This is a genomic window from Polymorphobacter sp. (genome assembly GCF_048007885.1).
Lineage (GTDB): Bacteria > Pseudomonadota > Alphaproteobacteria > Sphingomonadales > Sphingomonadaceae > Sandarakinorhabdus.
Genome location: NZ_CP180346.1, coordinates 875,701 through 898,641, shown reverse-complemented (window position 1 = coordinate 898,641; position 22,941 = coordinate 875,701). Strand labels below are relative to the sequence as shown.

Sequence of the window (22,941 nt, the reverse complement as noted above, 5' to 3'; positions counted from 1 at the left end):
CTCGACGGGTCGAAGCGTCATCCGCCCGCCGACATCGCCGCGTCGAGATTGGCGCGGACCGCTTCGAAGAACTGCTCCGTCGTCATCCATGCCTGATCCGGCCCGATCAGCAGCGCCAGATCCTTGGTCATCGCGCCGGCTTCCACCGTCTCGATGCACACCCGCTCAAGGGTTTCGGCGAAGCGGGTGACGTCCGGCGTATTGTCCAGCTTGCCGCGATGCTTGAGCCCGCCGGTCCAGGCGAAGATGGAGGCGATCGGGTTGGTGCTCGTCGGCTTGCCTTCCTGGTGCATCCGGTAGTGGCGGGTGACCGTGCCGTGGGCGGCCTCGGCTTCCACGGTCTTGCCGTCGGGCGTCATCAGGATGGAGGTCATCAGGCCGAGCGAGCCAAAGCCCTGCGCGACCATGTCGGACTGGACGTCGCCGTCGTAATTCTTGCAGGCCCAGATGAACTTGCCCGACCATTTGAGCGCCGAGGCGACCAGATCGTCGATCAGGCGATGCTCATAGACGATGCCGGCCTTGCGGAACTGGGCCTTGAACTCCTCGACATAGACTTCCTCGAACAGGTCCTTGAAGCGCCCGTCATAGGCTTTGAGGATGGTGTTCTTGGTGGAGAGATAGACCGGCCATTCGCGCACCAGACCATAGTTCATGCAGGCACGCGCGAAATCGCGAATTGAATCGTCGAGGTTGTACATCCCCATGGCCACGCCCGCGGACGGGTATTCGAAGACCTCATGCTCGATCGTCTCCGAGCCGTCCTGCGCTTCCCAGCGCATCGTCAGCTTGCCGGGGCCGGGCACCAGGAAATCGGTGGCGCGATACTGGTCGCCAAAGGCATGGCGGCCGATGACGATCGGGTCGGTCCAGCCCGGCACGAGGCGGGGCACGGACTTGATGACGATCGGCTCGCGGAAGACCACGCCGCCTAGGATGTTGCGGATGGTGCCGTTGGGCGACTTCCACATGCGCTTCAGCCCGAACTCCTTCACCCGGGCTTCGTCGGGCGTGATGGTGGCGCATTTCACGCCGACGCCGAACTCGCGAATGGCATTGGCGGAGTCGACGGTGACCTTGTCGTTGGTGTCGTCGCGGTTCTCCACGCTCAGGTCGAAATAGCGCAGGTCGATATCAAGATATGGCAGGATGAGCTGCTCGCGAATCCATTGCCAGATGATCCGCGTCATCTCATCGCCGTCGAGCTCAACGACCGGATTCTCAACCTTGATTCTGCCCTTGGAAACCGTCGCCATCTCGTTCCTCGCTTTCGTTTGTCACCGTCTAGGGGGCGCGCCCCATCAGGGTCAAGCCAGCAGCCGTCACACGCCCAGTCTCGCCTCCAGATCGGCTGCGCCTGGCAGCACTTCTGCCAGCCGCTCGAGATCGGGAGGGGCAAAGCCGGCCTCCGCGACCGCAGCGAGCAGAGCCACCAGAGGCGCCCAATAGTCTCGCGCGCCCATCAACCAGATCGGCTTGTCGTGGATGCCGAGTTCACGCCACGTCAGGCTTTCGAAAAGCTCGTCGAGTGTGCCGATGCTGCCTGGCAGCGCGAGGATGGCGTCGGCGCGGGCGTGCATCACAGCCTTCCGCTCGTGCAGGGTCTCGACAACGATCATCTCGTTGACGCCGGCCAGCGCGATTTCTTCCTTCATGAGCAAACGGGGAATGACGCCGACAACGCGGCCGCCGCTGGCAAGGCAGGCGCGCGCCGCAACGCCCATCAGCCCCACGGCACCGCCACCGAAAACGAGGGTCACGCCGCGCCGTGCCAACATCTCACCGACCGTGGCCGCGAGCGCGGCATGGGCCGGATCATGGCCCGGCCGTGAACCGCAGAACAGAAGCAGGGAGGATATCATGCCTCTTCATGGCCTATCGTCCTGGCGACGTCACGCCCGATCGTCTCCCCCGCAAGATTGCGGATATGCCCCGATATGACTACATCCGCTTTATGGAAGATGATCAGACCTCGCGCCCGGCCTCGCCGGCTCCCGTTGCGGCCAGCGAAGCTGCGCCCCAGCCCGCCTTGCCGCTCGTGCCGGGCGAGTCCGCGCGCTACAAGTTTCCGCCGATGCATCCCGAAGGGCGCAAGTTCGTGGCGCTCGCTGCGGGCGCCGTGCTGCTGGCCGGGCCGATTCTCGGGTTCACCACCCTGGCTTGGCTGCTTGGTGGCGTGACCGTCTGGGTCGCAGCGTTCTTCCGTGATCCGGTGCGCATCACGCCGGTCTCGCCCGATGTCATCGTCTCGCCCGCCGATGGGCTGGTCAGCCTGATCGTCAACTGCCAGCCGCCGCGCCAGCTTGCCGGCGAGGGCGGCCTTGGCGATGGGCCGGTGACACGCATCTCGGTATTCATGAGCGTGTTCGATGTGCATGTGAACCGCACGCCGATCGCGGGCCGCCTGACGCGCGTTGTCTATGTGCCGGGCAAGTTTCTCAATGCCGATCTCGACAAGGCGAGCGACGAGAATGAGCGACAGTATTTCATCGTTGAATCCGACAGAGGCGAGCGGGTCGCCTTCACGCAGATCGCCGGACTTGTTGCGCGCCGCATCATGCGCTTTGTTGATGAAGGTGCCGTGCTGAAGGTCGGCGAGCGGATTGGTCTGATCCGCTTTGGCAGCCGGGTCGATGTCTATCTGCCGGCCGGGTTCGTGCCCGATGTGATGATCGGCCAGAAGGCGGTTGCCGGCGAGACCGTGCTTGCCAGCCGCCGCAAGGGCGAAATCCCCGCCGGCCTTGGCCAATGAGGCGAGGGCGCAGATGAGCGCGCCGCCTCCTTCTCCGCGCGTCCGCAAGGCCGGCATCCCGATGCGCGCGCTCATTCCCAATGCGGTGACCGTGCTGGCGCTGTGTTTCGGCCTGACCGCCGTGCGCTTCGCCATTGCGGCGGAGTGGGAGAAGGCGGTTCTGGCGATCATCGTGGCGGGGGTGCTGGACGGTATTGATGGCCGGATCGCGCGCCTGCTGAAAGGCGCCAGCCGCTTCGGCGCCGAACTTGATTCCCTGTCTGATCTGACCGCGTTCGGCGTGGCGCCGGCGCTGATCATCTATCTCTGGGCGCTGCAGCATGTGCCGGGCGTGGGCTGGGTGATTGCGCTGGCCCATGCTGTCACCTGTGCACTGCGTCTCGCTCGCTTCAATGCGCAGATTGACGGGGACGAACAGCCCCACAAGCGCGCCGGCTTTCTCACCGGTATTCCCGCTCCTGTTGGTGCCGCACTCAGCCTGTCGCCGATGTTCGTCGCCTTCTGGCTTGAGCCGGCGGCACTTGCCGATCTTCAGATCCGCGCGGCGGTTGTGATGCCGATCGTCATTGCGGTGTCGCTGATGATGGCATCGAGCCTGCCGACCTTCGCCTGGGGTGCGGTGCGCGTGAGGCCGGCCTGGCGGCTGCCGGCGCTGGCCGGCGTTGGCCTGTTTGCCGGCAGCCTGTTCTCGACCCCGTGGATGACGCTGACCCTGCTCAGCCTTGCCTATATCCTGAGCTTGCCGCTGGCGCTGCGCAGCTATGCGCGCGCCAAGGCCCGAATGGCCGAGCCATCTCCCCTGGCTTGAAGGCGCCGTTGCCGCTGTCCCCGGCGTTCACCGGCCAGCGCCGCCGTTACATCGGGCCAGTGCGCCCCTAGCAGGGAGAGCACAAGGGCAAGCCCGGCAAGAAGCGCCATCATCATCAGAATCGCCATGGTCATTTCAACACTCCGTTCTTAATCTGTTCTCATCATATGTTCTATCTATGTTCCGGTTGTCAAGCGTCTGTTCGGCTCTAGGGTATGTCCGTGGACGAAGGGGAGACGAGATGAGCAGCATTTCAGGTGGGACCATGCAGGACTGGCCACTGCTGGTCTGGAAGCTGATAGACCATGCCGCGAGCTTTCATGGGACCCGCGAGGTGGTCAGCCTGACGTGCGAGGGCCCGGAGCATCGCAGCAACTGGGCCGACGTGCGCAGCCGCGCCAAGAAAGTGGCGGCCAGCCTGCGCCGGCTGGGCATGTCGCCGGGTGACCGTATCGCGACGCTGGCCTGGAACACCTATCGCCACGTCGAGAGCTGGTATGGCATCTCGGGCATGGGCGGTGTGGCGCACACCATCAATCCGCGGCTGTTCGAGGACCAGATTGTCTATATCGCCAACCATGCCGAAGACCGGGTCCTGTTTTTCGACATCACCTTCGTGCCGCTGATCGAGAAGCTCCGCCCGCGCTTCGAGACCATCGAGCATTTCGTGCTGTTGACCGACCGGGCGCACATGCCCGCCGAAACCACGCTCAATCTACTCTGCTATGAAGAGCTGCTGGCCGCCGAAAGTGACGAGGCGCCGTGGACCGAGATTCCGGAAACGGCCCCGGCGGGGCTGTGCTACACCAGCGGCACCACCGGCAACCCCAAGGGCGTGCAATATAGCCACCGCTCCAATGTGCTTCATGCCATGGCTGCCAACATGACCGACGTGTTCGCCATGACGGCGCAGACCGTGGTGCTGCCGATTGCGCCGATGTTTCATGCCAATGCCTGGTCGGTGCCCTATACGGCGGCCGCGAGCGGCGCCAAGCTGGTGCTGAACGGACCAAATTTCGATGCGCCCACCCTGCAGGCGCTGATTATCAAGGAAGAGGTCGATCTGGCGCTGGCGGTGCCGACCGTCTGGCTGACCATGCTTCAGCATCTGGAAAAGACCGGCACCAGGCTCGGCAAGCTCAACCGCACTGGCATCGGTGGCTCGGCGGTGCCGCGCAGCATGATCGAGGCTTATGACAAGCTCGGCGTGCGGGTGCTCCAGCTTTGGGGAATGACCGAAATGTCTCCGTTGGGGACTATTGGCACGCCAACGCCTGAAATAGCAGCAAAGACTTATGAGGAACAGCTCAACTGGCGTGTGAAGCAGGGCCGGGGGCTTTTCGGGGTCGAGATGAAGATCGTTGACGATGCCGGGGAGGAGCTGCCGCGCGATGGCAAGACGTTTGGTCGTCTGCTTGTGCGCGGGCCCTGGGTGGTCGCCAGTTATTTCAAGGGAGACGGGGCGTCGGCCTTTGACGGCGAGGGCTGGTTCGATACCGGCGATGTCGCCACGCTTGATGCGCTGGGCTATATGCAGATCGTTGACCGCTCCAAGGATGTGATCAAGTCCGGCGGCGAGTGGATTTCCTCGATCGATCTGGAGAACACGGCGGTCGGGGCGCCGGGGGTTGCCGAGGCTGCGGTCATCGGGGTGCATCATCCGAAATGGGATGAACGGCCGTTGTTGCTGATCCGGGCCAAGGCGGGCGAGGCGCCCAGCAGGGAGAGCGTGCTTGCCTATCTTGATGGCAAAATTGCGAAATGGTGGATGCCGGATGACGTGTTGATCGTCGAGGACCTGCCCCATACCGCGACGGGCAAGCTGCTCAAGACCGAGCTCCGCGACCGTTACAAGGACTATAAGTTGCCGACGAGCTGACCCGGTGGTGAGGCGCGCGCTCCTTGCCCTGACGGCCTCCCTGACGCTGGCGGCGTGCGCGACGCGGCCTGATGCGTTGCCGACGGCCGACCCTGCGCTCGCGCGTCTTGCGCTGGTGACCAGCGTTGATGAAAATGGCGCGCCGCTGCGCGATCCACCGCCGGTTCGCCAGGTTGGCAAGCGGCACGATGTCCTGCTGCTGTCGGGTGGCGGATCGGTGGGTGCCTTTGGGGCGGGGGTGCTTGTGGGCTGGACAGACTCCGGCAAGCGCCCGGATTTCGATGTCGTGACCGGCATTTCCACGGGCGCGCTGATGGCGACGCTGGCGTTTCTCGGCCCGGCGCGTGATGCAGACTTGCGGCGGGCGTATACGGAAATCACCGACAAGGACGTGATGAAGCGCAGGGGCATCATCGGCTTTGCCAAGCGCGCGTCGCTCTATGACCGGGCCCCGCTGGAGCAGATGATCGAGGAGATCGTCACCGAGCAACTGCTTGACGAGGTTGCTGCTGAACATCTGAAGGGCCGGCGGCTCTATATCGGCACCACCAACCTCGACAATGGAGTCGCCGCCACCTGGGATATGGGCCTGATCGCCGCTTCGCGCGCGCCGAACCGGGTGCAGCTCTACCGTCAGTTGCTGGCCGCCTCAGCCGCCGTCCCCGGCTTCTTCTCGCCCGTCTATATCAGCCAGACGTCGGGGCCGCCGACCATGCATGTCGATGGTGGCCTGAAGCAAGCGATGCTGTTTCGCAGCTTCATGATCGATCCGCGCGGCACAAACGAGAATATCTGGGCCATCGTCAACGGTCATGTCAGCTATGCCCGCGGCGTCGATCCGAGCGGCACCAACACCGGCAGCATTCTGGGCCGGTCGATTTCGGAGATGCTACGTACCATCACCTATCGGACCATCGAGCGCATCTATACAATGGCTGCCAATGCGCGTGCGCGCTTTGCGCTCGCCTATCTGCCCGATGAGGTTCCCGAGCCCAGCCCGATCGAATTCGAGCCCGACGCCATGCGTGCGCTGTTCGAGGAAGGGCGCCGGATCGGCAAGGCCGGAAATTGGCAATCGGAGCCGCCGCGCCTCGAACGCTATGAGCGGATGACGCGTTAGCGCTCGTTCAGCCGGGGCATCAGCTCGACGAAGTTGCAGGGCCGGTGGCGGCTGTCGAGCTGGTCGCGCAAGATGCCGTCCCAGCCATCCTTCACGGCGCCGGTCGATCCCGGCAGACAGAAGATATAGGTGCCCCCGGCCACGCCTGCGCAGGCGCGGGACTGGATGGTCGACGTGCCGATGGTCTGGAAGCTGAGCCAGCGAAACAGCTCGCCAAAGCCGGGAATGTCCTTCTCGGCCACGGCCGCCAGCGCTTCGGGTGTGACATCCCGCCCGGTCACGCCGGTGCCGCCGGTGGTGATGACGGCATCGACATCGGGCGCGGCGATCCAGCTGCGAAGCTGCGTGACGATCGACGGTACATCGTCCTTCACGATCGCACGCGCTGCCAGTTTATGGCCGGCCGCTTCAAGCCGGGCGACCAGCGCATCGCCGGAGCGATCATCGGCCAGAGTGCGTGTGTCCGAAACCGTCAGCACAGCGATACCGACCTGAATGAAGCGCTGGCTTTCGTCAATCGGCATTGAAGCTGTTTCTCGGAAAAAGGGGCCAGCGCCCTGAAATCATGTCATTCATACTCGATACGTCGCCGCCTTCGCGCAGGGCATACAACCAGTAGTTGCGCATCACTACCGAAACATAATGGCGGGTTTCCAGAAACGGGATCGAGGCCATGAACAGCAGCGGATCGTTCCGGTCATCGAGCGTTTCATTCCATGTCTGCACGCTGCCCGGCCCCGCATTATAGGCGGCGATGACCTTGGGCAGCCGGCCCTCTGTCCAGACCGAATCGCGCAGGCTTTCCAGATAGGTCTGCCCCAACTCGATATTGAAGGCCGGGTCGTCGCGGTCGCCGATCGGAGTGCCCTCGGAGCTCATCTGCCGTTGCAGCTCCCGGGCGGTTGCCGGCATCAGCTGCATCAAACCCTTTGCGCCGACCCGTGAGGTGGCCGTGGTGACGAAGTTCAATTCCTGCAGGGCATGGGCGAACACCAGCGACCGGTCGATCCGCCAGCCCCGCGCCGGCTCCCAGTCCGGGGCTGGAAAGCGCGCCGACAGAGGCGGCTCGATGCCCACCGGCGGCCGCACGGCGAGGCTGTATTGTGTGGCTGGCAGGCTCAGCCGGGCCGCAAGCCGCAGCAGGGCCGGATAATTGGCTTCCGACACCGTGGCAGCCAGATGCTTGAGTTCCCGGTCGGCCAGCCCGATCTGGCCGATCTCGACGAGCGCTGCGGCGCGGCGGGCGCCGGCGAAGTTGCGCAGATGGTTCCAGTCAGCGGTAATGAAGTCTGGCTCGGCCCAGTCCTGAACCGGCGCCAGCCCCAGCGCGCGGCGCGCCAGCAGTCCGTAAAGGCTGTGGGGCGCCACTTGCGCCGCGCGTTCCAGCCTTGGGGTGACCAGTTCGGGTCGTCCGGCGGCCATATGCGCCCGGCTGGCCCAATAGGCGGCTGCAGCGGCCAGATCCTCGGTGCGGGGGCTTCCGGCCAGCCGGCTATGGATCAGGTCGAAGGCGGTTGCCGCGCTGTCATGGTCCCCGAGCCGCCAGGCCGCGAGACCGGCGGTCCAGGCACCGAGGCCGGCCCAAGGGCCCATGCCACGCGCCGCTTCAAGGCCCATGCGCACGGCGGCGCGGTTGTCATTCTGGCCATAGTAGCTCCAGGCGATCCGCTGCGCCCATTCGGTCCGCGCGCCGCTGCTCAGGCTGTCGGCGGCTGCTGTCCAGGCGGCTTCCGCTTCGGCGTTGCGTTCGGCAGAAAGAAGCGGTTTCAGCGCGTCGGCCGCGCGGTCTTCGCTTGACGTTTCCGACGCATAGCTGAGCGGCGGGGTGAAGCTGACATAGCGTAGCGCACGCGGCTCGGGCAGGGTCGGCATCGGCCCCGAGGTTCCGCGCAGCCGACGTGCGATTCTTGCGATTTGCGTGGCCTCGGGAAGGTCGGTGTTGGCGCTGAGCCAATCGACCAGCTTCGCCCGGCTCAGCTGCCCGCGCCCGGTGCCGCGCGCCGCGATGATTTCGGCGCGCGCTGTTTCACGTAGCAGCGGGTTTGGCAGGCCCGGCAGGGCGGCCTCTGCCTTGCTCAACCGGCCCGCCTCGATGTCCAGGAACAGCGCCCGCCACGCTCTCTGTTCCGAGGCCGAGAGCTGCGCTGGCACGGCCCGCTGGCGCGCCGTGATGCCGTCACGCTCGGCGGTCACGGTCAAGGTGGTGTCGCCGGTCTGCGCGGCGGCCGGCAGGACAGCGCCGATCGCCAGCATCAGGGCAAAAAAAGGCTTTGCGGTCATCGGCTGATCCGCTGGGCAAGCTGCTGCAGATCGGCCCAGGCCTCGGCCTTCAGTCGCGGCTGACCGAGCAACATCGAAGGCGCGAAGCTCGCCACCATGGGCGCGCCAGCCAGGGCCAGCCAGCGGCCGCGCAGCGTGGCCGGCGGGGCGTCCGGGTCGGCGAGCGAGGCCGCCCGGCTGCCCAGCGCCAGAACCAGCCGCGGCGCCATCAGCGCCAGTCCACGCAGCGCATAGGGCGTGAAGTACGCCAGATCCGCGGGCCGCGCTGGCCGCCGGCCCTGCATGGGCCATGGCAGAATGTTGACATGCGCAACGTCCGCCTCGGCCATCCCGACCGCCGCCAGCATTGCCGCGAGCAGGCGGGCTTCGTCGCTGCCGTCGATTAGCGGCATCTCGGCCAGCACCAGCAGCGGAGATTTCGACCGGGCCTTCGAACAGGCGCTGCGGTGAGGTCAAAGACGCTGTCTTCAGAGGGTGATCGAGCGCCTTCAGGGCCGTGTCGAGTGCGTCCAGGCTGGTGATCTGGTCAAGGACCGGCGCTGCCACGGGCGCGTGCACGGTCTGGGTGGGGCGAGGCGCATGGGTCTCGACAATCGGCATTTCGACCGGCTTGGCCTCAGCCAGCCAGATGCGCGGCGTGGCCGACACGGCGACATCCAGCCCGGCGTCGGCCAGCCAGGCCAGGGCGCTGGCGGCGACCGCAGCGCTGATCGGCGCTGCTGGAGAGGTTCCCTCGCTCACGCGCGCACCATCTGCGGCTGCGCGCCCTCTGGTCAAGCGGCATCGGCTTCCGTATCTGGCGAATGACGGAAAAGTTGCGACGGCCCGCTGAAGCTGCTGATCAGGGGCTGAGGAAACGACAGAAAGGCGCGTGATGAGTGAAGCCGAAACCATGGAAGCCCCCGCCCGCGAGTCGATGCCCTATGATATCGTGATTGTCGGCGGGGGCCCTGCTGGCCTGTCTGCGGCCATCCGCGCCAAGCAGGAGGCCGCTGCCAAGGGTCTAGATATCTCGGTGTGCATTCTCGAAAAGGGCTCCGAGATTGGCGCGCACATCCTGTCGGGCGCGGTCGTTGACCCCCGTGCGCTTGACGAGCTGCTGCCCAACTGGCGCGATCTCGACAGCCCGATGACCGTGCCGGTCACAGAAAACCATCACTGGATCCTGACCGAAACCAAGCAATATGAGTTTCCGCACGGCCTGATGCCGCCGTTCATGAACAACAAGGGCTGCTATACCGTCAGCCTCGGCAATCTCTGCCGCTGGCTTGCCACCCAGGCCGAGGCGCTGGGCGTCGAGATCTTCCCCGGTTTTGCCGCAGCCGAGGTGCTGTTCAACGACGATGGGTCGGTGAAGGGCGTTGCCACCGGCGACATGGGCATCGCCCGGGACGGCAGCAAGAAGCCGAGCTGGCAGCCCGGCCTTGAGCTTCATGCCAAGTACACCTTCTTTGCCGAAGGCGTGCGCGGCCATCTCTCCAAGCAGCTGATCCGCCATTTCGCGCTCGACAAGGACAGTGACCCGCAAATCTATGGCATCGGCCTCAAGGAGCTGTGGGACATCGACCCCGCCAAGCATGTGCCGGGCAAGGTCATCCACACCCAGGGCTGGCCGCTCGATGAGGCCAATGGCGGCGGCTTTCTCTATCACCAGGCCAATGGCCAGGTGGCGCTGGGGTTCTCGGTCTGGCTCAACTATGCCAACCCGTATCTCTCGCCCTTCGACGAGTTTCAGCGCTGGAAAACCCATCCGGCGATTAAGGCGATCCTCGAAGGCGGCCGGCGCGTTTCTTACGGTGCGCGTGCGATCAACGATGGTGGCTGGCAATCGGTGCCCAAGCTCGCCTTTCCCGGCGGCGCGCTGATCGGCTGTGCGGCGGGCTTCGTCAACGTGCCGCGCATCAAGGGCAGCCATACCGCGATGAAGACGGGCATGATGGCGGCCGAAGCGGCGGTTTCGGCCATCGCCAGCCAGCGCAGCAGCGACGAGCTTGCCGATTATGATGCCGCCTACAAGGCAAGCTGGGTCGCTTCCGAGCTCAAGATGGTGCGCAACACGCTGCCGGCGGTGGAGAAATATGGCAATCTCATCGGCACCGGCATCGCCGGGGTGACTATGTGGATGGAGTATCTCGGCCTCAGCCTGCCGTTCACCTTCAAGAACCACCCCGATCACAAGGCGCTGAAGCCGAAGAGCGAATGCAGCCCGATCGCCTATCCCAAGCCGGACGGGGTCTACAGCTTCGACAAATTGTCGAGCGTCTTTCTCTCCAATACCAACCATGAGGAAGACCAGCCGATCCATCTGACGCTCAAGGATCCGGAGGTGCCGATCAAGGTCAACCTGCCGCTCTATGATGAGCCGGCGCAGCGCTATTGCCCGGCCGGAGTCTATGAAGTGGTGGGGCAGGAAACTGGCGAGCCGCGTTTCCAGATCAACGCGCAGAACTGCGTCCATTGCAAGACCTGCGATATCAAGGACCCGTCGCAAAATATCGTCTGGGTCGTGCCCGAGGGTGGCGGCGGGCCGAACTATCCCAATATGTAGGGAGATGATGGCCGCAATCCCCGCCTTGTTCCGCGTTGCCCTGGCCTCGCTTCTTGTTGCTGGTTCTGCCAGTGCGCGCACCGATGCGCAGGGCGTCGCGGCTTCGGCCCTGCATGGCTATGTGCTGGGCCGGGCAGCCCTTTCCAGCTCCGAGCTTGATGATGCGGCGCGCTTCTTCGCGGCTGCCCATGCGCAGGATCCCGCTGCCGAGGCCCTGACCCGCCGGGCCTTTGACCTCGCCGTTGCAGCCGGGGATCGCAAACAGGCCTTTGCGCTGGCCGCCCAGCTGTATGACGGCGGGGCCCGCGCGCCCGAGATTGCGGTCGTGCTGCTCACCGAAGCCATTCTCGAGCGCAAATGGGCGCGCGGTGAGGCGCTGGTCGCCGACCTTGCGCCCGCAGGCTATGCCGGCGTCGTCCAGCCGATCATAACCGCCTGGCTCGATTTCGAGCGTGGCCGTGCCGATTCCGCCCTGGCCGCGCTCGATCCTCAGGCCTTTCAGGGCTTCACGCGCGGCTATGTTGCCGAACAACGGGCGCATATGCTGGCCGCGGCGGGCCGTTATGACGAGGCCGCCGAGGCCTATGCCGGCCTGCGGGCGCGCACGCCTTCGGGCATCACCTTTGTGCGCGTTGGCGAGGCTGATGCGGTGGCACAGTCCGGCGACCTCGTTCGCGCCCGTGCGATATTGGACGGGAGCAATGCGCTGACCGTGGCGGCGCGCAGCCGGCTTGATGCGGGCCGCCGAATTGGTGCGCTGGCGCCCGATGCCGCGCACGGTCTGGCGCTGCTCGCCGCCCGTCTTGCCTCCGATCTTTCCCGCGATCGCCCGGTGCCGCTGGCACTGCTGTTCGCGCGTACGGCCACATTTCTTGGTCCCGATACGGCATCGACCTGGCTGATCGCTGGCGATGTGCTGGCCCGGAACGGCCAGCGCGAAGCGGCGCTTGCCGCCTATGCCGAAGTGCCTGCCGATGATGCGCTGGCAGCCCTTGCCGGCAGCCGCCGTGCCGATGTGCTCGAAACACTCGAGCGCGGCGATGAGGCTGGTGCGCTGCTCCGCGCGGCGGTGGAAGCCGAGGATGCCGATATGGGCGACTGGGTAAGGCTGGGCGACTGGCACCGCCGCGCCGAGCGCCACCTTGCGGCCGCGGAGGCCTATTCCCGGGCCCTGGCGCTGGATGACACGAACTGGTCGCTCTGGTTTTTGCGGGGCAGCGCCCGGGAACGCGCTGGGGACTGGCTGGCCGCCGAAGCCGATCTGCGGCAGGCGCTGCGTCGTCGGCCCGACGAGGCCGTCGTGCTCAACTATCTCGGCTATTCCTTGCTCGATCGCGGCCTCAGGCTTGAGGAAGCGAGTGCGCTGATCGAGAAAGCGGCAAGCCTGCAACCGGCTGACGGCAGCATCATCGATTCGCTCGGCTGGAGCCAGTTTCGGCAGGGCGAGTACGAAAAGTCCGTTGTCACGCTCGAGCGCGCGGCCGAGCTTGTCCCCACTGACCCGACGGTCAATTCGCATCTTGGGGATGCCTATTGGCGAACCGGTCGCCGCATCGAGGCGCGGTTCCGCTGGCGGGCGGCGCTTGCGCTTGATCCGAGCCCGCAGGAGCGGACGGACCTTTCGGCGCGTCTTGATTATGGCCTGGACGCAGCCCTGGCGCTAGCCGACTGAACCGTGCTGAGCGAACACGCGCCCGCCAAGGTCAATCTTGCGCTGCATCTTCGCCGTATACGCGCGGATGGCTATCACGACCTTGAGACGATCTTCGCCTTTACGGCGTTTGGCGACACGCTGCATGTGACGCTCGCGGATGATCTTTGTCTGGAGACAGAGGGCGATTTTGCCGCCGCGGCGGGGCAGGGGGGTGACAATCTGGTGCTGCGCGCGGCGACCGCGCTGCGGACTGCGGCCAAGGTCCGGGACGGGGCACGGCTTCGTCTGGAAAAGCGGATCCCGGTCGCGGCCGGGCTCGGTGGTGGCTCGGCCGATGCCGCGGCAGCGCTGCGGCTGCTCAATCGCTTCTGGCGTCTCGACTGGCCATCCGGCCGACTTGAAGGGCTGGCTGCCACCCTCGGCGCCGATGTGCCCGCCTGTGTTCGCAGTGAGCCGTGTCTTGGCTTGGGCACTGGCGAGCAACTGGCTCCCTGGCCCGGCAGCGTTTCCGGCACACCGATTGTGCTGGTCAATCCCCGGGTTTCGGTTCCGACCGGGCCGGTTTTTCAGGGCTGGGACCAGCGGGACCTTGGCGGCATTGATCCAGCGACCCCATTGGCAGCACTGCGCAATGACATGACGCCTGCGGCCCTTCGCATTGCACCGGTGATCGAGGCGGTGCTGGCCATGCTGGCCGATGCTGAAGGCGTCACGCTGGCGCGAATGAGCGGATCTGGCGCGACCTGCTTCGGCCTGTTCCGTGACGCCGCCGACGCCCTGGCGGCGGCAGAAGCGGCGCGCAGGCGTGGCTGGTGGGCGATGGACAGTCAACTGCTCTGACCACCGCGCTTATGCCGCAGTGCAGCATTTTTGCTTGACTGAAAGCTGAGTCGCGCGCAAAAGCCCGGCTATGCCGCAGCGCACAAAATATTTCTGATTGCGGCTCAGTTTTCGCTTGACCGGCTTTTGAGTATCACTTAAAGCAGGACTCAGTTGATTTGAGTGAAGCCCAGTTTCTCGCTGCCAGTCTCCCCGGCAGCTGTTTCGAAGGAGACGACCATGATCAATCGTTCGCTTATCGCGCTTGCCGCTGCTGGCCTTGCCGCCATCTCTTCGCCTGCCTTTGCTGAAGACGCCTCGGTGTGCATGGAAAGCCCGGCCGCCATCCGCGCCGCTGCTGCCACGGCCGAGCCGGCCAAGGCCAAAAAGGCGCTGCGCTATGCCGCCGTTGGCGAGCAGCTGTGCGACGCCGGTGGCCGCCGCGAAGCCGCCAAGAAGTTCGCTGCCGCTGCCAAGGCGCTCGACACGGACCTCGCGGCGCTGACCACCAAGACTGCTTCGGCTCAGTAACAGCCAGGCAAGACGTTCTCCCGCTGCGACCATCTCCCCCCCGGTCGCAGCCCAAGGCAGCCGGCGCTCACGCCCCCCGAGCGCCGGCTGTTCTGTTTTCGGCCGCTTTTGTCCGGTTGCATCGCGCGTCTCAGTGACGCTAGGTGAGCAGCATCCATGACCAGCGCGCATCACCCCCATCTTCGGCTCGAGCAGGACGGCGCGGTTGCGCGCCTGCTCATCGATCGCCCGGCACGGCGCGGGGCGATGGACCAGTCGATGTGGAAGGCGCTGCCCGCCCTTGTGTCGGCTGCGATGGACGATCCCGCCACGCGTCTGCTCATCCTGAGTGGGGCCGCGCCGGGGCAGTTTTGCGCCGGGGCCGATATTGCCGAATTTGCCCGCGCCTCTGCGGAGCCAGCCTGGCGCGCCCGCAATTCGGCCGCCATCCGCGCCACCCAGCTGGCGCTGGCGCGCGCGCCCAAGCCGACGCTGGCGCTGGTTGACGGTGATGCGATCGGCGGTGGCTGTGGGCTGGCCATGGCGTGTGACCTTCGCATCGCCTCGCCGCGCGCCCGTTTCGGCATCACGCCTGCCAAACTCGGCCTGGTCTATCCGCTCCACGACACCCGGCTGCTTGTTGAGCTGGTCGGCCCTGCGCAGGCCCGGCGGCTGCTCTATTCGGGCCGTATCATCGGGGCCGAAGAGGCGCTGCGCATCGGCCTTGTTCAGATCGTGGCCGAAGATGCGGCTGCTGAAGCCGCGGCCTTTGCAGTTGATGTGATCAATGCGTCGCCGGCCAGCCAGCGTGCCAGCAAGGCGATCATCCAGCGCATCATCGAGGGTGCGCATGATGATGACGAAGGCAGCATGGGCGATTTTGATGCGGCATTTACCGGCGCCGATTTCACCGAAGGTGTTGCTGCGTTTCTCGCCAAGCGACCGCCGAAGTTCGGCGCATGACCGCGCCGCGGGTCCTGCCCGGCGCCGCGCCGGTGCTGATCATTGCCGATCATGCCAGCAACGTCGTGCCCGAAGGTGTCGATCTCGGCATTGATCCGGCCCTGATGGATGATCATATCGCCCTTGATATCGGCACGGCCGCACTTGCCGAGGCGCTCGCGATAGAGCTCGATGCGCCCGCCGTCGTCGCCACCGTTTCAAGGCTCGTCATCGACATGAACCGCGATCCACTGGAGACGGGTGCCGTGCCCAGCGCGTCTGATGGTCATATCATTCTGGGCAATCTCGCACTGAGCCCGGCCGAACGGGAGCTGCGCATCAGCGCCATCCATGCGCCCTATCATCAGCGGATCTCGGACGAGATCGACGCACAGTCGCCCCGCCTGCTGCTCAGCATTCACAGTTTCACGCCGCAGCTCGCGGCCAATCCGGGGGAAGAGCGCCCCTGGCCGGTTGGCTTGCTGCACAATGGGGATGACCGTGCAGCCCGGCTTGCCCATCCGCTGCTCGCAGCGCGCGGGCTGCATGTGGGCGACAACCAGCCCTATTCCGGGCGTGATCTCAACTATACGATGAACCGGCACGCGGAAGCGCGTGGCTTGCCCTATCTGGGCGTCGAGATTCGCAATGATGGCTTGCGCACACCGGCCGATATCCGCCACTGGACAGCAATCCTCGCCGACACCACGCATCAGCTGCTTCGCGCGCTTCGCTGAGGCCCAATCTTGACCCGAACCGCACAAGCGCGCATCGACAGCGGCGCAGAAAGGACAAGTGAATGACCCGTTTTGACAAATCGCGTCTGCCCAGCCGTCACGTCTCGGTCGGCCCCGAGCGGGCGCCGCACCGCAGCTATTATTATGCCATGGGCCTGAGCGAGGAGGAGATCGCGCGTCCGTTTGTGGGCGTCGTGTCGGCCGGCAATGATTCGGCACCGTGCAACACCACGCTTGATGCCCAAGCTGATGTCGCGCGCCAGGGCGTTCATGAAGCCGGTGGCCTGCCGCGCCGGTTCAACACCATCACCGTTACCGATGGCATCGCGATGGGCCATCAGGGCATGAAATCCAGCCTTGTCAGCCGCGAAGTGATCGCCGACTCGGTCGAGCTTTCGGTGCGTGGCCACTGCTATGATGGGCTGGTCACCTTCGCCGGTTGCGACAAGTCGCTGCCCGGCATGATGATGGCGATGCTCCGCCTCAATGTGCCGTCGATCTTTGTCTACGGCGGTTCGATCCTGCCGGGCCGCTTCGAAGACAAGGACGTGACCGTTGTCGACGTGTTCGAGGCTGTTGGTGGCTATGCCAGCGGCACCTGCCCGATCGCGCGCCTGTCGGCGCTCGAGAAGGTGGCTTGCCCGGGCCATGGCGCCTGCGGTGGCCAGTTCACCGCCAACACCATGGCCTGTGTCGGCGAAGCGATTGGCCTTTCGCTGCCCAACAGCAACATGGCGCCCGCCCCCTATGGCAGCCGGGCCGACATCGCGCTGGCGGCTGGTCGACAGGTGATGAACCTGATCGAGAAGAACCTCAGGCCGCGTGATATCTGCACCCGGCAAGCCTTTGAGAATGCGACCCGGATCGTGGCTGCAACTGGCGGTTCGACCAACGCGGCGCTGCATCTGCCCGCGATGGCCAATGAAGCTGGCATCGCCTTTGACCTGTTCGATGTCGCCGAGATTTTCAAGACCACGCCCTATATCGCGGACTTGAAGCCCGGCGGCAAATATGTTGCCAAGGACCTGCATGATGCGGGCGGGGTCTATATGGTCATGCGCACATTGTTCGATGCCGGGCTGCTGCACGGCGACTGCATCACCGTCACGGGCAAGACGCTGGCCGAAAATCTTGAGGAGATCGTCTGGCGTGACGATCAGAAGGTGATCTACCCCGTCTCGAAGCCGCTTTCGCCCACGGGCGGGGTGGTTGGCCTCAAGGGTAGTCTTGCGCCCGATGGTGCCATTGTGAAGGTGGCGGGCATGGCCCGTCTCCAGTTCAGTGGTCCGGCCCAGGTTTTCGATTGCGAAGAAGACTGTTTTGCCGCTGTCGAGGCCCGGAAGATCGAGAAGGGGGCGGTCATCATCATCCGCTACGAGGGGCCCAAGGGCGGGCCGGGCATGCGCGAGATGCTGTCCACCACTGCGGCGCTTTACGGGCAGGGGCTCGGCGAGCATGTGGCGCTGATCACTGATGGGCGCTTTTCGGGCGCGACGCGTGGCTTCTGCATTGGCCATGTCGGCCCCGAAGCCGCTGAAGGTGGCCCGATCGCGCTCGTCGAAAACGGTGACATGATCCATATCGACGCAGAAGCCGGCACGATCGATCTCGATGTGGCGGACGATGTACTTGCGGCCCGGCGCGCAGCCTGGACACCGCGTGGGCATGACTATAACTCAGGGGCAATCTGGCGTTTTTCCCGGACGGTTGGCCCGGCGCGCAAGGGGGCGGTCACCCATCCGGGCGCAGCAGCAGAAACGCATGTCTTTGCCGATATCTGATTTCTCAATATCGGGGTGTTGCGCGCCGCTGGGCGGACATGACCGGCGCTTCGCCGGGCTGCAGAGAAGGTGCTGGCCTGATCGCGGCCCAGAGCGGCTCGCCGTTCGCATCTCGCGGAATTTCGGCCATCGTGCCGCGTGCCTCGCCGCGATCGACATAGAGCGGGGAACTGGCGCAACCGGCAAGGAGCAGCGGCAGGGCGAGAAGGATCGTCGTCTTCATGTCTGGCAATGTGCCATTCCGGGACGGATCGCGCAATGCTGAGCTTGCCGCCAGGCATCAAGGTCCTGACGGCCGCTGCCATGCGCGATGCCGAGGCTGAGGCCATGGCTGGGGGCGTTTCGGCGCTTGCGCTGATGGAGCGCGCGGCAGCGGCTGCGGTTGCGGCCATCTTGGTGCATTGCCCGGCGCCGCGCGCGCTGGTGCTTTGCGGCCCCGGCAACAATGGCGGCGATGGCTATGGCATTGCGGCCGGACTGCGCGCGAGGGGCGTGGATGTTGAGGTCGCGGCCTATGGCAAGCCCGGCAAGGGCGCGGCCGCGATCATGGCCGAGCGCTGGGGAAGGCCGGCGCTGGACCTTGCCGACGCGCGGCCCGCCCCGCTGATCGTTGATGCCTTGTTCGGCACCGGCCTTGCGCGCTCGCTGCCGACCGAAATCGAGACCGTTCTCGCGCGCCTTGCCGGACACGGCCAGGTCGTTGCCATCGATATCGCCAGCGGCATTGATGCCGATCATGGCACGGCACTCAGCCCACCGCTGGTGCCGAACCTGACCGTCACCTTCGGCGCCGCCAAGCGCGGCCATGTCCAGAGCGACGGCGCGCAGGCGGTGGGCCGGCTGGTCGTTGCTGATATCGGCCTGCCGCCCATATCCAGCGAGGTCTCGCTGGGCTGTCGTCCTTTGCTGAGGCCGCTGCCGGGTGACGTTCACAAATATGCGCGCGGCCATGTGCTGGTCATCGAGAATGACGATCCGCATGGCGGGGCCGCGCGGCTCAGCGCGCTGGCCGCGCTGAAGAGCGGCGCCGGGCTGGTGACGCTGGTTGGTCCCGCCAATCCGCCCGCAGCCCTTGCCCTGATGCAGCGCGACGACGACGAGGCCGAGCGCTTGCTTCTCGACCCGCGCACCAGCGTGATTGTGCTGGGGCCGGGCCTGCCCGACACGCCGCGCACACAGGCCTGGCTGTTCCGCCTGCTTCCCGACGAGATTCCGCTTGTTCTTGATGCCGGGGCCCTGTCGCAGGTGACGCCGCAAACCCTGTCCGAGGCGGCCGCCCCGCTGGTTCTGACCCCGCATGAAGGGGAGTTCGTCCGCCTGTTCGGCCCGATCGAGGGGGACCGGATTGATGCCGTTCTTGCTGCATCAAAGGCGGCCGGCGCGATTGTTCTTCTCAAGGGGCCGCAGACCATCGTGGCCGCGCCATGGGGTGAGGTTCGGGTGAATACCCATGCCAGCCCCTATCTTGCCAGCGCGGGCAGCGGTGATGTGCTCGCAGGCCTTGTCGCCGGGCTGATTGCGCAGGGGCTGAACGGGTTTGATGCCGCGGTCATTGCGGCCTGGCTGCACGGCGAGGCCGGCCAGCGCGGTGGCCCGGGGCTGATTGCCGACGACCTGCCAGCGCTTATGCCCGCCATCCTCAAGAGCCTGTGAGCGAAACCCAGACCATCATTCGCCTTGCGGCGCGCGGGGATGGGGTGACGGAGGACGGGCGCTTCGTCCCCGGCGCCACCATTGGAGACCGGGTCAGCTTCGATGGCGACCGTGTCACCATCGAGCCTGGCTCCCGCCATGTCACGCCGCCCTGTCCGCACTTCTCCGATTGCGGTGGCTGCCAGATGCAGCATGTCACCGAAGAGGATTACTCCGCCTTTGTCGTTGACCGTATTGCCCGGGTGCTGGGGCCCCTGATGCCTGCCGGCGATGATATTCTCCCCGTTGCACTGTCGCCGCCGCGCAGCCGCCGCCGTGCTTCGCTGCGCGCCACAAGGCGCGGCGGCGCGCTGGCGCTTGGTTTCAATGCGGAGGGGAGCCACCGGACGGTCGATATTCATCAGTGCGAGATTCTGTTGCCCAGCCTGTTCGCGCTGTTCGCGCCGCTGCGCGACTTGCTGGGCAAGATGGTGCCGAGCGGGCAGGGCGCCGGGCTGACCCTGACCGACAGCGACACCGGCATCGACATGCTCATCGCCAATGTCGAGGCCGAGCGGCTGGAGGATATCCAGCGGCTGACGCGTTTTGCCGGCGAGGCCGGGCTGGCCCGGCTTTCAGTGGAAGGGTCAGGGGGTGTCGAGACCATCTACGAGGCCGAAACGCCGGAGTTGACCATGGGCGGGGTGCGGGTCGCGCTGCCGCCAGCGCCCTTTCTGCAGCCGACGCGCGAGGGCGAAGCCGCACTTGTGGCCGCTGTGCGCGAAGCGGTGGGCAATGCAGAAAGCGTTGCCGATCTGTTTTGCGGGTTGGGAACCTTCGCGCTGCCGCTCAGCCGCACCGCGCGCGTGACAGCCGCGGATGCGGCCGGACCGGCGGTGCAAATGCTGACCGCGGCCGCACGCGCCGCTGGCAGGCCGCTGACAACCTCGCACCGCGATCTGTTCCGCCGCCCGTTGACGCATGATGAGCTGAAGCTGTTCGATGCGGTGGTGTTTGATCCACCGCGGGCCGGTGCGGAGGCGCAGGCACGGCTGCTCGCCCATAGCGATGTGACACGTATCATCGCCGTGTCGTGCAACCCGAGCACGTTCGGGCGCGACGCGCGCCTGCTTGCCGAAGGTGGCTGGCGGATCAGGCGGCTCTGGCCGGTTGCCCAGTTCCGCTGGTCGAGTCATGTCGAGCTGGTCGCCCAGTTCGAGCGTTCATAGCTTCTTCATCGCGCGCGGGCCAATCGAAGGGGCAGACAAGTGCGTGCGCCTGTGGCAGAGGCTTCGCCAAATCATTCCACCACATTCAAGAGGGTCTTCATGGGCAAGCAGCTATCCACCATCGGTTTTGTGTCGGCACTCGCGCTGGCCGCTGTCTCGACCTCTGTGCCCGTCGCCGCCCAGCGCCTGCCGGCGGCCTCGATGCTGATTGCCGATGTTGACCAGATCGTTGCGGAGAGCAACGCCGGCCGGGCGGCGGCAACTGACTTGCAGACCAAGGTTCAGGCGCTCGAGCAGCGTGCCGCGACGTTGCGCCAGCAGCTGGAGACCGAGGCCGGAGCCATCCGCACCGGGCAGCAGAACAATTCGCTGACGGGCAAGGCGCTCGAAGGCCGGATCCAGGCCTTTGAAGCCCGCCAGCAGGCGGCCTCACAAGAGATCCAGCGCGGACAGGCTGATCTTCAGCGGGCGCAGAATTATGTCAGCCAGCAGATTGGCACGGCACTTCGTCCGGTCATCACCGCCTATATGCAGGAACGGGGCGCGAGCATGATCGTGCCGTCAAGCGCCGTACTTCAGCATGCCGCCGGCCTTGATGCGACGCAGGAACTGCTCACCCGCCTTAATGCCGCGCTGCCCAGCGTCTCGACCACACCGCCGCCGGCTCCGGCAGCGCCTCCGCAAGGTTGATCAGAAGGCGGCGCGCGCCGCCAGGGCGATCAGGCCGATCAGGGCGAAGCTCGAGAGGCTGAACAGGGCAAAACGCAGGATAACAACGTTGCTCGTCGCCTGAACGATGCTGTGGATGATGCGCAGGCCGACATAGGCCCATGCAAAGGTCACCGCCATGCCTGTTCCCGCACCCAGCAGCGCAAGGCAGATGGCGACGGCATAGAAAAGCGTCGGCTGTTCCATCAGATGGTTGTAATTGTCTGCCGGCCACTGGCTGGCGGCCGGCATTTCGCGTGCCAGCTCCGAGGTGCGCTGGCCCAGCTTCGCACGCTTTTCCGCAGGAATGGCAAGCAGGGCAGGCAGGCGCTTGGCATACATCCACAGCCACATGACCATCGACCAGGCGGCAAGCGCCAATATCGGTGCCAAAATCGGACTGTTCATGCGAAGCGCCCCCTGTTTGTGCTGTTCAGTCGGCGAACATGCGCGCATAGGCGCGCTTGGCGCGGGCCTTCCAATGGCCGCGATGATAGGCGTCGGAGGCCAGCAGCGGCATCACCGAGCCGGCCTCGGCGAAGACCATCTGCTCCTGCGTGGTCTGCACCTTGCCCCAGCTTGCCGCCTCCTGAAGTGTGGAGGAGGAGCAGGCGCCGTCGCGCACATCGGCGACCGTGATCTGGACGGCATATTTGTGCATGGCGACATCGTCATGGCCGAGGATTTCGGCGCAGACGACCGTGTCCTGAATGAAGTTCTTGGGCACACCGCCGCCGATCATCAGCAGCCCGGTGGTGCCGGCCTTGATCTTGATGTCGGTCAGTTCGCGGAAGTCGGCAATGGCGTCGAGCACCATATAGGGCTGGCCCGCCTTGGCGCGATCGACCTGGTGCTTGACCAGCCCGAAGCCCGCCGAGCTGTCGACAAAGGCCGGGCAGAAGATTGGCACGTCATGCTCATAGGCGAGCTTGACGAGGCTGTTGTCCTTCTTGCCGTGCTTGGTCAGATAACGGCCCATTTCGCGGATGAAGGCGCGGCTCGAATAGGGCTTGGCCTCAAGGCTGTTGGCGATTTCATAGATGGTGTGGTCGCAGTCCTGAAGCTGCGTCTCGTCGATATAGGTGTCGTAGATCCGGTCGATGTAGAGCGAGCGCAGCTCATTGTCGTCGGGGATCTCAAGCGCCTGATAATGCTTGTGGCCAAGGCCTTCGAAGAAATCCATGTCGACGATCGAGGCGCCGGTGGCGACGATGCCATCGACCATGTTGTTGCGCACCAGCTCCGCGTAAAGATCCATGCAGCCGCCGGCGCTGGTCGAGCCGGCGATGACCAGGAAGATCGAGCATTCGGGGTCTGAGAGCATGGCATTGTAGATGCCGGTGGCGCGGGCGAGATCGCGCGAGGTGAAGCTCATGCGCGACATCTGGTCGATGATCGGCCGGGCGTCGAAGCTGGTGATATCGATATGCTGCACGACGTTGGCCAGCAGCTCTGCCTTGCGCTTGTCGTTGATGAGCGACGGGTCGGTAACGACGGTGTTGGCCATAGGAGCCTCCCTTGATGATGGATGGCCAGACGGGC

The 22,941-nt window shown here is 65.4% G+C and carries 22 protein-coding genes; 14 read left to right on the top strand and 8 right to left on the bottom strand.

Annotated features, from left to right (window positions below):
- Positions 1-17 precede the first annotated feature (17 nt).
- Positions 18-1,256 (bottom strand): NADP-dependent isocitrate dehydrogenase, encoded by a 1,239-nt coding sequence (locus ACMVO5_RS04235; RefSeq protein ID WP_416908827.1) that lies wholly within the window; start codon positions 1,254-1,256, stop codon positions 18-20.
- Between the two features lie 66 nt (positions 1,257-1,322).
- Positions 1,323-1,862: a TIGR00730 family Rossman fold protein gene (locus ACMVO5_RS04230; RefSeq protein ID WP_416908826.1), complete on the bottom strand. Its 540-nt coding sequence runs from the start codon at positions 1,860-1,862 to the stop codon at positions 1,323-1,325.
- Between the two features lie 65 nt (positions 1,863-1,927).
- Between ACMVO5_RS04230 and ACMVO5_RS04225 the strand changes: the two genes are divergently transcribed.
- The 4 genes from ACMVO5_RS04225 to ACMVO5_RS04210 all read left to right on the top strand — a co-directional run bounded on the left by ACMVO5_RS04225 (position 1,928) and on the right by ACMVO5_RS04210 (position 6,559).
- Positions 1,928-2,752, top strand: coding sequence for a phosphatidylserine decarboxylase (locus tag ACMVO5_RS04225; protein WP_416908825.1), 825 nt, complete (start codon positions 1,928-1,930; stop codon positions 2,750-2,752).
- Positions 2,753-2,765: 13 nt separating this feature from the next.
- On the top strand, positions 2,766-3,560 hold the full coding sequence (locus ACMVO5_RS04220; protein ID WP_416908824.1) for a CDP-alcohol phosphatidyltransferase family protein: 795 nt from the start codon (positions 2,766-2,768) through the stop codon (positions 3,558-3,560).
- 241 nt (positions 3,561-3,801) lie between these two features.
- Positions 3,802-5,439: a long-chain-fatty-acid--CoA ligase gene (locus ACMVO5_RS04215; RefSeq protein ID WP_416908823.1), complete on the top strand. Its 1,638-nt coding sequence runs from the start codon at positions 3,802-3,804 to the stop codon at positions 5,437-5,439.
- Positions 5,440-5,446: 7 nt separating this feature from the next.
- On the top strand, positions 5,447-6,559 hold the full coding sequence (locus ACMVO5_RS04210; protein ID WP_416908822.1) for a patatin-like phospholipase family protein: 1,113 nt from the start codon (positions 5,447-5,449) through the stop codon (positions 6,557-6,559).
- On the opposite strand, the gene moaB is transcribed toward ACMVO5_RS04210, so the two are convergent.
- Genes moaB through ACMVO5_RS04195 form a run of 3 tightly spaced genes read right to left on the bottom strand, consistent with a single transcriptional unit; the run spans position 6,556 to position 9,243 of the window.
- Complete coding sequence (gene moaB / locus ACMVO5_RS04205) at positions 6,556-7,083, bottom strand: molybdenum cofactor biosynthesis protein B (RefSeq protein WP_416908821.1); 528 nt, start codon at positions 7,081-7,083, stop codon at positions 6,556-6,558. The genes ACMVO5_RS04210 and moaB overlap by 4 nt on opposite strands.
- Positions 7,073-8,839, bottom strand: coding sequence for a lytic transglycosylase domain-containing protein (locus ACMVO5_RS04200; protein WP_416908820.1), 1,767 nt, complete (start codon positions 8,837-8,839; stop codon positions 7,073-7,075). The genes moaB and ACMVO5_RS04200 overlap by 11 nt, the downstream gene beginning before the upstream one ends.
- Positions 8,836-9,243: a uracil-DNA glycosylase family protein gene (locus ACMVO5_RS04195; RefSeq protein WP_416908819.1), complete on the bottom strand. Its 408-nt coding sequence runs from the start codon at positions 9,241-9,243 to the stop codon at positions 8,836-8,838. The genes ACMVO5_RS04200 and ACMVO5_RS04195 overlap by 4 nt, the downstream gene beginning before the upstream one ends.
- 470 nt (positions 9,244-9,713) lie before the next feature.
- On the opposite strand from ACMVO5_RS04195, the gene ACMVO5_RS04190 reads away from it, so the two are divergent.
- From ACMVO5_RS04190 to ilvD, 7 genes are all read left to right on the top strand, one after another.
- Positions 9,714-11,387, top strand: a complete 1,674-nt coding sequence (locus ACMVO5_RS04190) for an electron transfer flavoprotein-ubiquinone oxidoreductase (RefSeq protein WP_416908818.1) — start codon at positions 9,714-9,716, stop codon at positions 11,385-11,387.
- Positions 11,388-11,391: 4 nt separating this feature from the next.
- On the top strand, positions 11,392-13,059 hold the full coding sequence (locus tag ACMVO5_RS04185) for a tetratricopeptide repeat protein (protein WP_416908817.1): 1,668 nt from the start codon (positions 11,392-11,394) through the stop codon (positions 13,057-13,059).
- A 3-nt stretch (positions 13,060-13,062) separates the two neighbouring features.
- Positions 13,063-13,881 carry a 4-(cytidine 5'-diphospho)-2-C-methyl-D-erythritol kinase gene (locus ACMVO5_RS04180; protein ID WP_416908816.1) on the top strand — a complete coding sequence of 273 codons (819 nt, stop codon included), beginning with the start codon at positions 13,063-13,065 and terminating at the stop codon, positions 13,879-13,881.
- 219 nt (positions 13,882-14,100) lie between these two features.
- Positions 14,101-14,391 carry a hypothetical protein gene (locus tag ACMVO5_RS04175; RefSeq protein ID WP_416908815.1) on the top strand — a complete coding sequence of 97 codons (291 nt, stop codon included), beginning with the start codon at positions 14,101-14,103 and terminating at the stop codon, positions 14,389-14,391.
- A gap of 156 nt (positions 14,392-14,547) precedes the next feature.
- Entirely contained in the window at positions 14,548-15,333 is a 786-nt protein-coding gene (locus ACMVO5_RS04170) for an enoyl-CoA hydratase-related protein (RefSeq protein WP_416908814.1), read from the top strand.
- Entirely contained in the window at positions 15,330-16,049 is a 720-nt protein-coding gene (locus ACMVO5_RS04165; protein ID WP_416908813.1) for an N-formylglutamate amidohydrolase, read from the top strand. The genes ACMVO5_RS04170 and ACMVO5_RS04165 overlap by 4 nt, the downstream gene beginning before the upstream one ends.
- A gap of 62 nt (positions 16,050-16,111) precedes the next feature.
- Entirely contained in the window at positions 16,112-17,830 is a 1,719-nt protein-coding gene (gene ilvD, locus ACMVO5_RS04160) for a dihydroxy-acid dehydratase (protein ID WP_416908812.1), read from the top strand.
- A 4-nt stretch (positions 17,831-17,834) separates the two neighbouring features.
- Here the strand turns inward: ilvD and ACMVO5_RS04155 are convergent, their stop codons facing one another.
- A complete protein-coding gene (locus ACMVO5_RS04155; RefSeq protein WP_416908811.1) occupies positions 17,835-18,053 on the bottom strand; it encodes a hypothetical protein in 219 nt (72 codons plus the stop codon).
- A 35-nt stretch (positions 18,054-18,088) separates the two neighbouring features.
- Between ACMVO5_RS04155 and ACMVO5_RS04150 the strand changes: the two genes are divergently transcribed.
- The 3 genes from ACMVO5_RS04150 to ACMVO5_RS04140 all read left to right on the top strand — a co-directional run bounded on the left by ACMVO5_RS04150 (position 18,089) and on the right by ACMVO5_RS04140 (position 21,381).
- Complete coding sequence (locus ACMVO5_RS04150; protein WP_416908810.1) at positions 18,089-19,483, top strand: NAD(P)H-hydrate dehydratase; 1,395 nt, start codon at positions 18,089-18,091, stop codon at positions 19,481-19,483.
- The gene (locus ACMVO5_RS04145) at positions 19,480-20,691 is read left to right on the top strand and encodes a class I SAM-dependent RNA methyltransferase (protein ID WP_416908809.1); all 1,212 of its coding nucleotides are present in this window, start codon (positions 19,480-19,482) and stop codon (positions 20,689-20,691) included. Before ACMVO5_RS04150 ends, ACMVO5_RS04145 begins: the two co-directional genes overlap by 4 nt.
- Positions 20,692-20,790: 99 nt before the next feature.
- A complete protein-coding gene (locus ACMVO5_RS04140) occupies positions 20,791-21,381 on the top strand; it encodes an OmpH family outer membrane protein (RefSeq protein ID WP_416908808.1) in 591 nt (196 codons plus the stop codon).
- On the opposite strand, the gene ACMVO5_RS04135 is transcribed toward ACMVO5_RS04140, so the two are convergent.
- Together ACMVO5_RS04135 and ACMVO5_RS04130 are read right to left on the bottom strand one after the other, a co-directional pair.
- On the bottom strand, positions 21,382-21,807 hold the full coding sequence (locus ACMVO5_RS04135) for an MAPEG family protein (protein WP_416908807.1): 426 nt from the start codon (positions 21,805-21,807) through the stop codon (positions 21,382-21,384).
- Between the two features lie 25 nt (positions 21,808-21,832).
- Positions 21,833-22,906: a 1,9-bis(guanidino)-5-aza-nonane synthase gene (locus ACMVO5_RS04130; RefSeq protein WP_416909291.1), complete on the bottom strand. Its 1,074-nt coding sequence runs from the start codon at positions 22,904-22,906 to the stop codon at positions 21,833-21,835.
- Positions 22,907-22,941: the final 35 nt, after the last annotated feature.

Coding starts and splice junctions, on each gene's coding strand:
- ACMVO5_RS04155 (WP_416908811.1), bottom strand. CDS start 18,053: ATGAAGACGACGATCCTTCTCGCCCTGCCGCTGCTCCTTGCCGGTTGC.
- ACMVO5_RS04225 (WP_416908825.1), top strand. CDS start 1,928: ATGCCCCGATATGACTACATCCGCTTTATGGAAGATGATCAGACCTCG.
- ACMVO5_RS04190 (WP_416908818.1), top strand. CDS start 9,714: ATGAGTGAAGCCGAAACCATGGAAGCCCCCGCCCGCGAGTCGATGCCC.
- ACMVO5_RS04235 (WP_416908827.1), bottom strand. CDS start 1,256: ATGGCGACGGTTTCCAAGGGCAGAATCAAGGTTGAGAATCCGGTCGTT.
- ACMVO5_RS04170 (WP_416908814.1), top strand. CDS start 14,548: ATGACCAGCGCGCATCACCCCCATCTTCGGCTCGAGCAGGACGGCGCG.
- ACMVO5_RS04220 (WP_416908824.1), top strand. CDS start 2,766: ATGAGCGCGCCGCCTCCTTCTCCGCGCGTCCGCAAGGCCGGCATCCCG.
- ACMVO5_RS04200 (WP_416908820.1), bottom strand. CDS start 8,839: ATGACCGCAAAGCCTTTTTTTGCCCTGATGCTGGCGATCGGCGCTGTC.
- ACMVO5_RS04215 (WP_416908823.1), top strand. CDS start 3,802: ATGAGCAGCATTTCAGGTGGGACCATGCAGGACTGGCCACTGCTGGTC.
- ACMVO5_RS04130 (WP_416909291.1), bottom strand. CDS start 22,906: ATGGCCAACACCGTCGTTACCGACCCGTCGCTCATCAACGACAAGCGC.
- ilvD (WP_416908812.1), top strand. CDS start 16,112: ATGACCCGTTTTGACAAATCGCGTCTGCCCAGCCGTCACGTCTCGGTC.
- ACMVO5_RS04150 (WP_416908810.1), top strand. CDS start 18,089: ATGCTGAGCTTGCCGCCAGGCATCAAGGTCCTGACGGCCGCTGCCATG.
- ACMVO5_RS04230 (WP_416908826.1), bottom strand. CDS start 1,862: ATGATATCCTCCCTGCTTCTGTTCTGCGGTTCACGGCCGGGCCATGAT.
- ACMVO5_RS04135 (WP_416908807.1), bottom strand. CDS start 21,807: ATGAACAGTCCGATTTTGGCACCGATATTGGCGCTTGCCGCCTGGTCG.
- ACMVO5_RS04140 (WP_416908808.1), top strand. CDS start 20,791: ATGGGCAAGCAGCTATCCACCATCGGTTTTGTGTCGGCACTCGCGCTG.
- moaB (WP_416908821.1), bottom strand. CDS start 7,083: ATGCCGATTGACGAAAGCCAGCGCTTCATTCAGGTCGGTATCGCTGTG.
- ACMVO5_RS04185 (WP_416908817.1), top strand. CDS start 11,392: ATGATGGCCGCAATCCCCGCCTTGTTCCGCGTTGCCCTGGCCTCGCTT.
- ACMVO5_RS04175 (WP_416908815.1), top strand. CDS start 14,101: ATGATCAATCGTTCGCTTATCGCGCTTGCCGCTGCTGGCCTTGCCGCC.
- ACMVO5_RS04165 (WP_416908813.1), top strand. CDS start 15,330: ATGACCGCGCCGCGGGTCCTGCCCGGCGCCGCGCCGGTGCTGATCATT.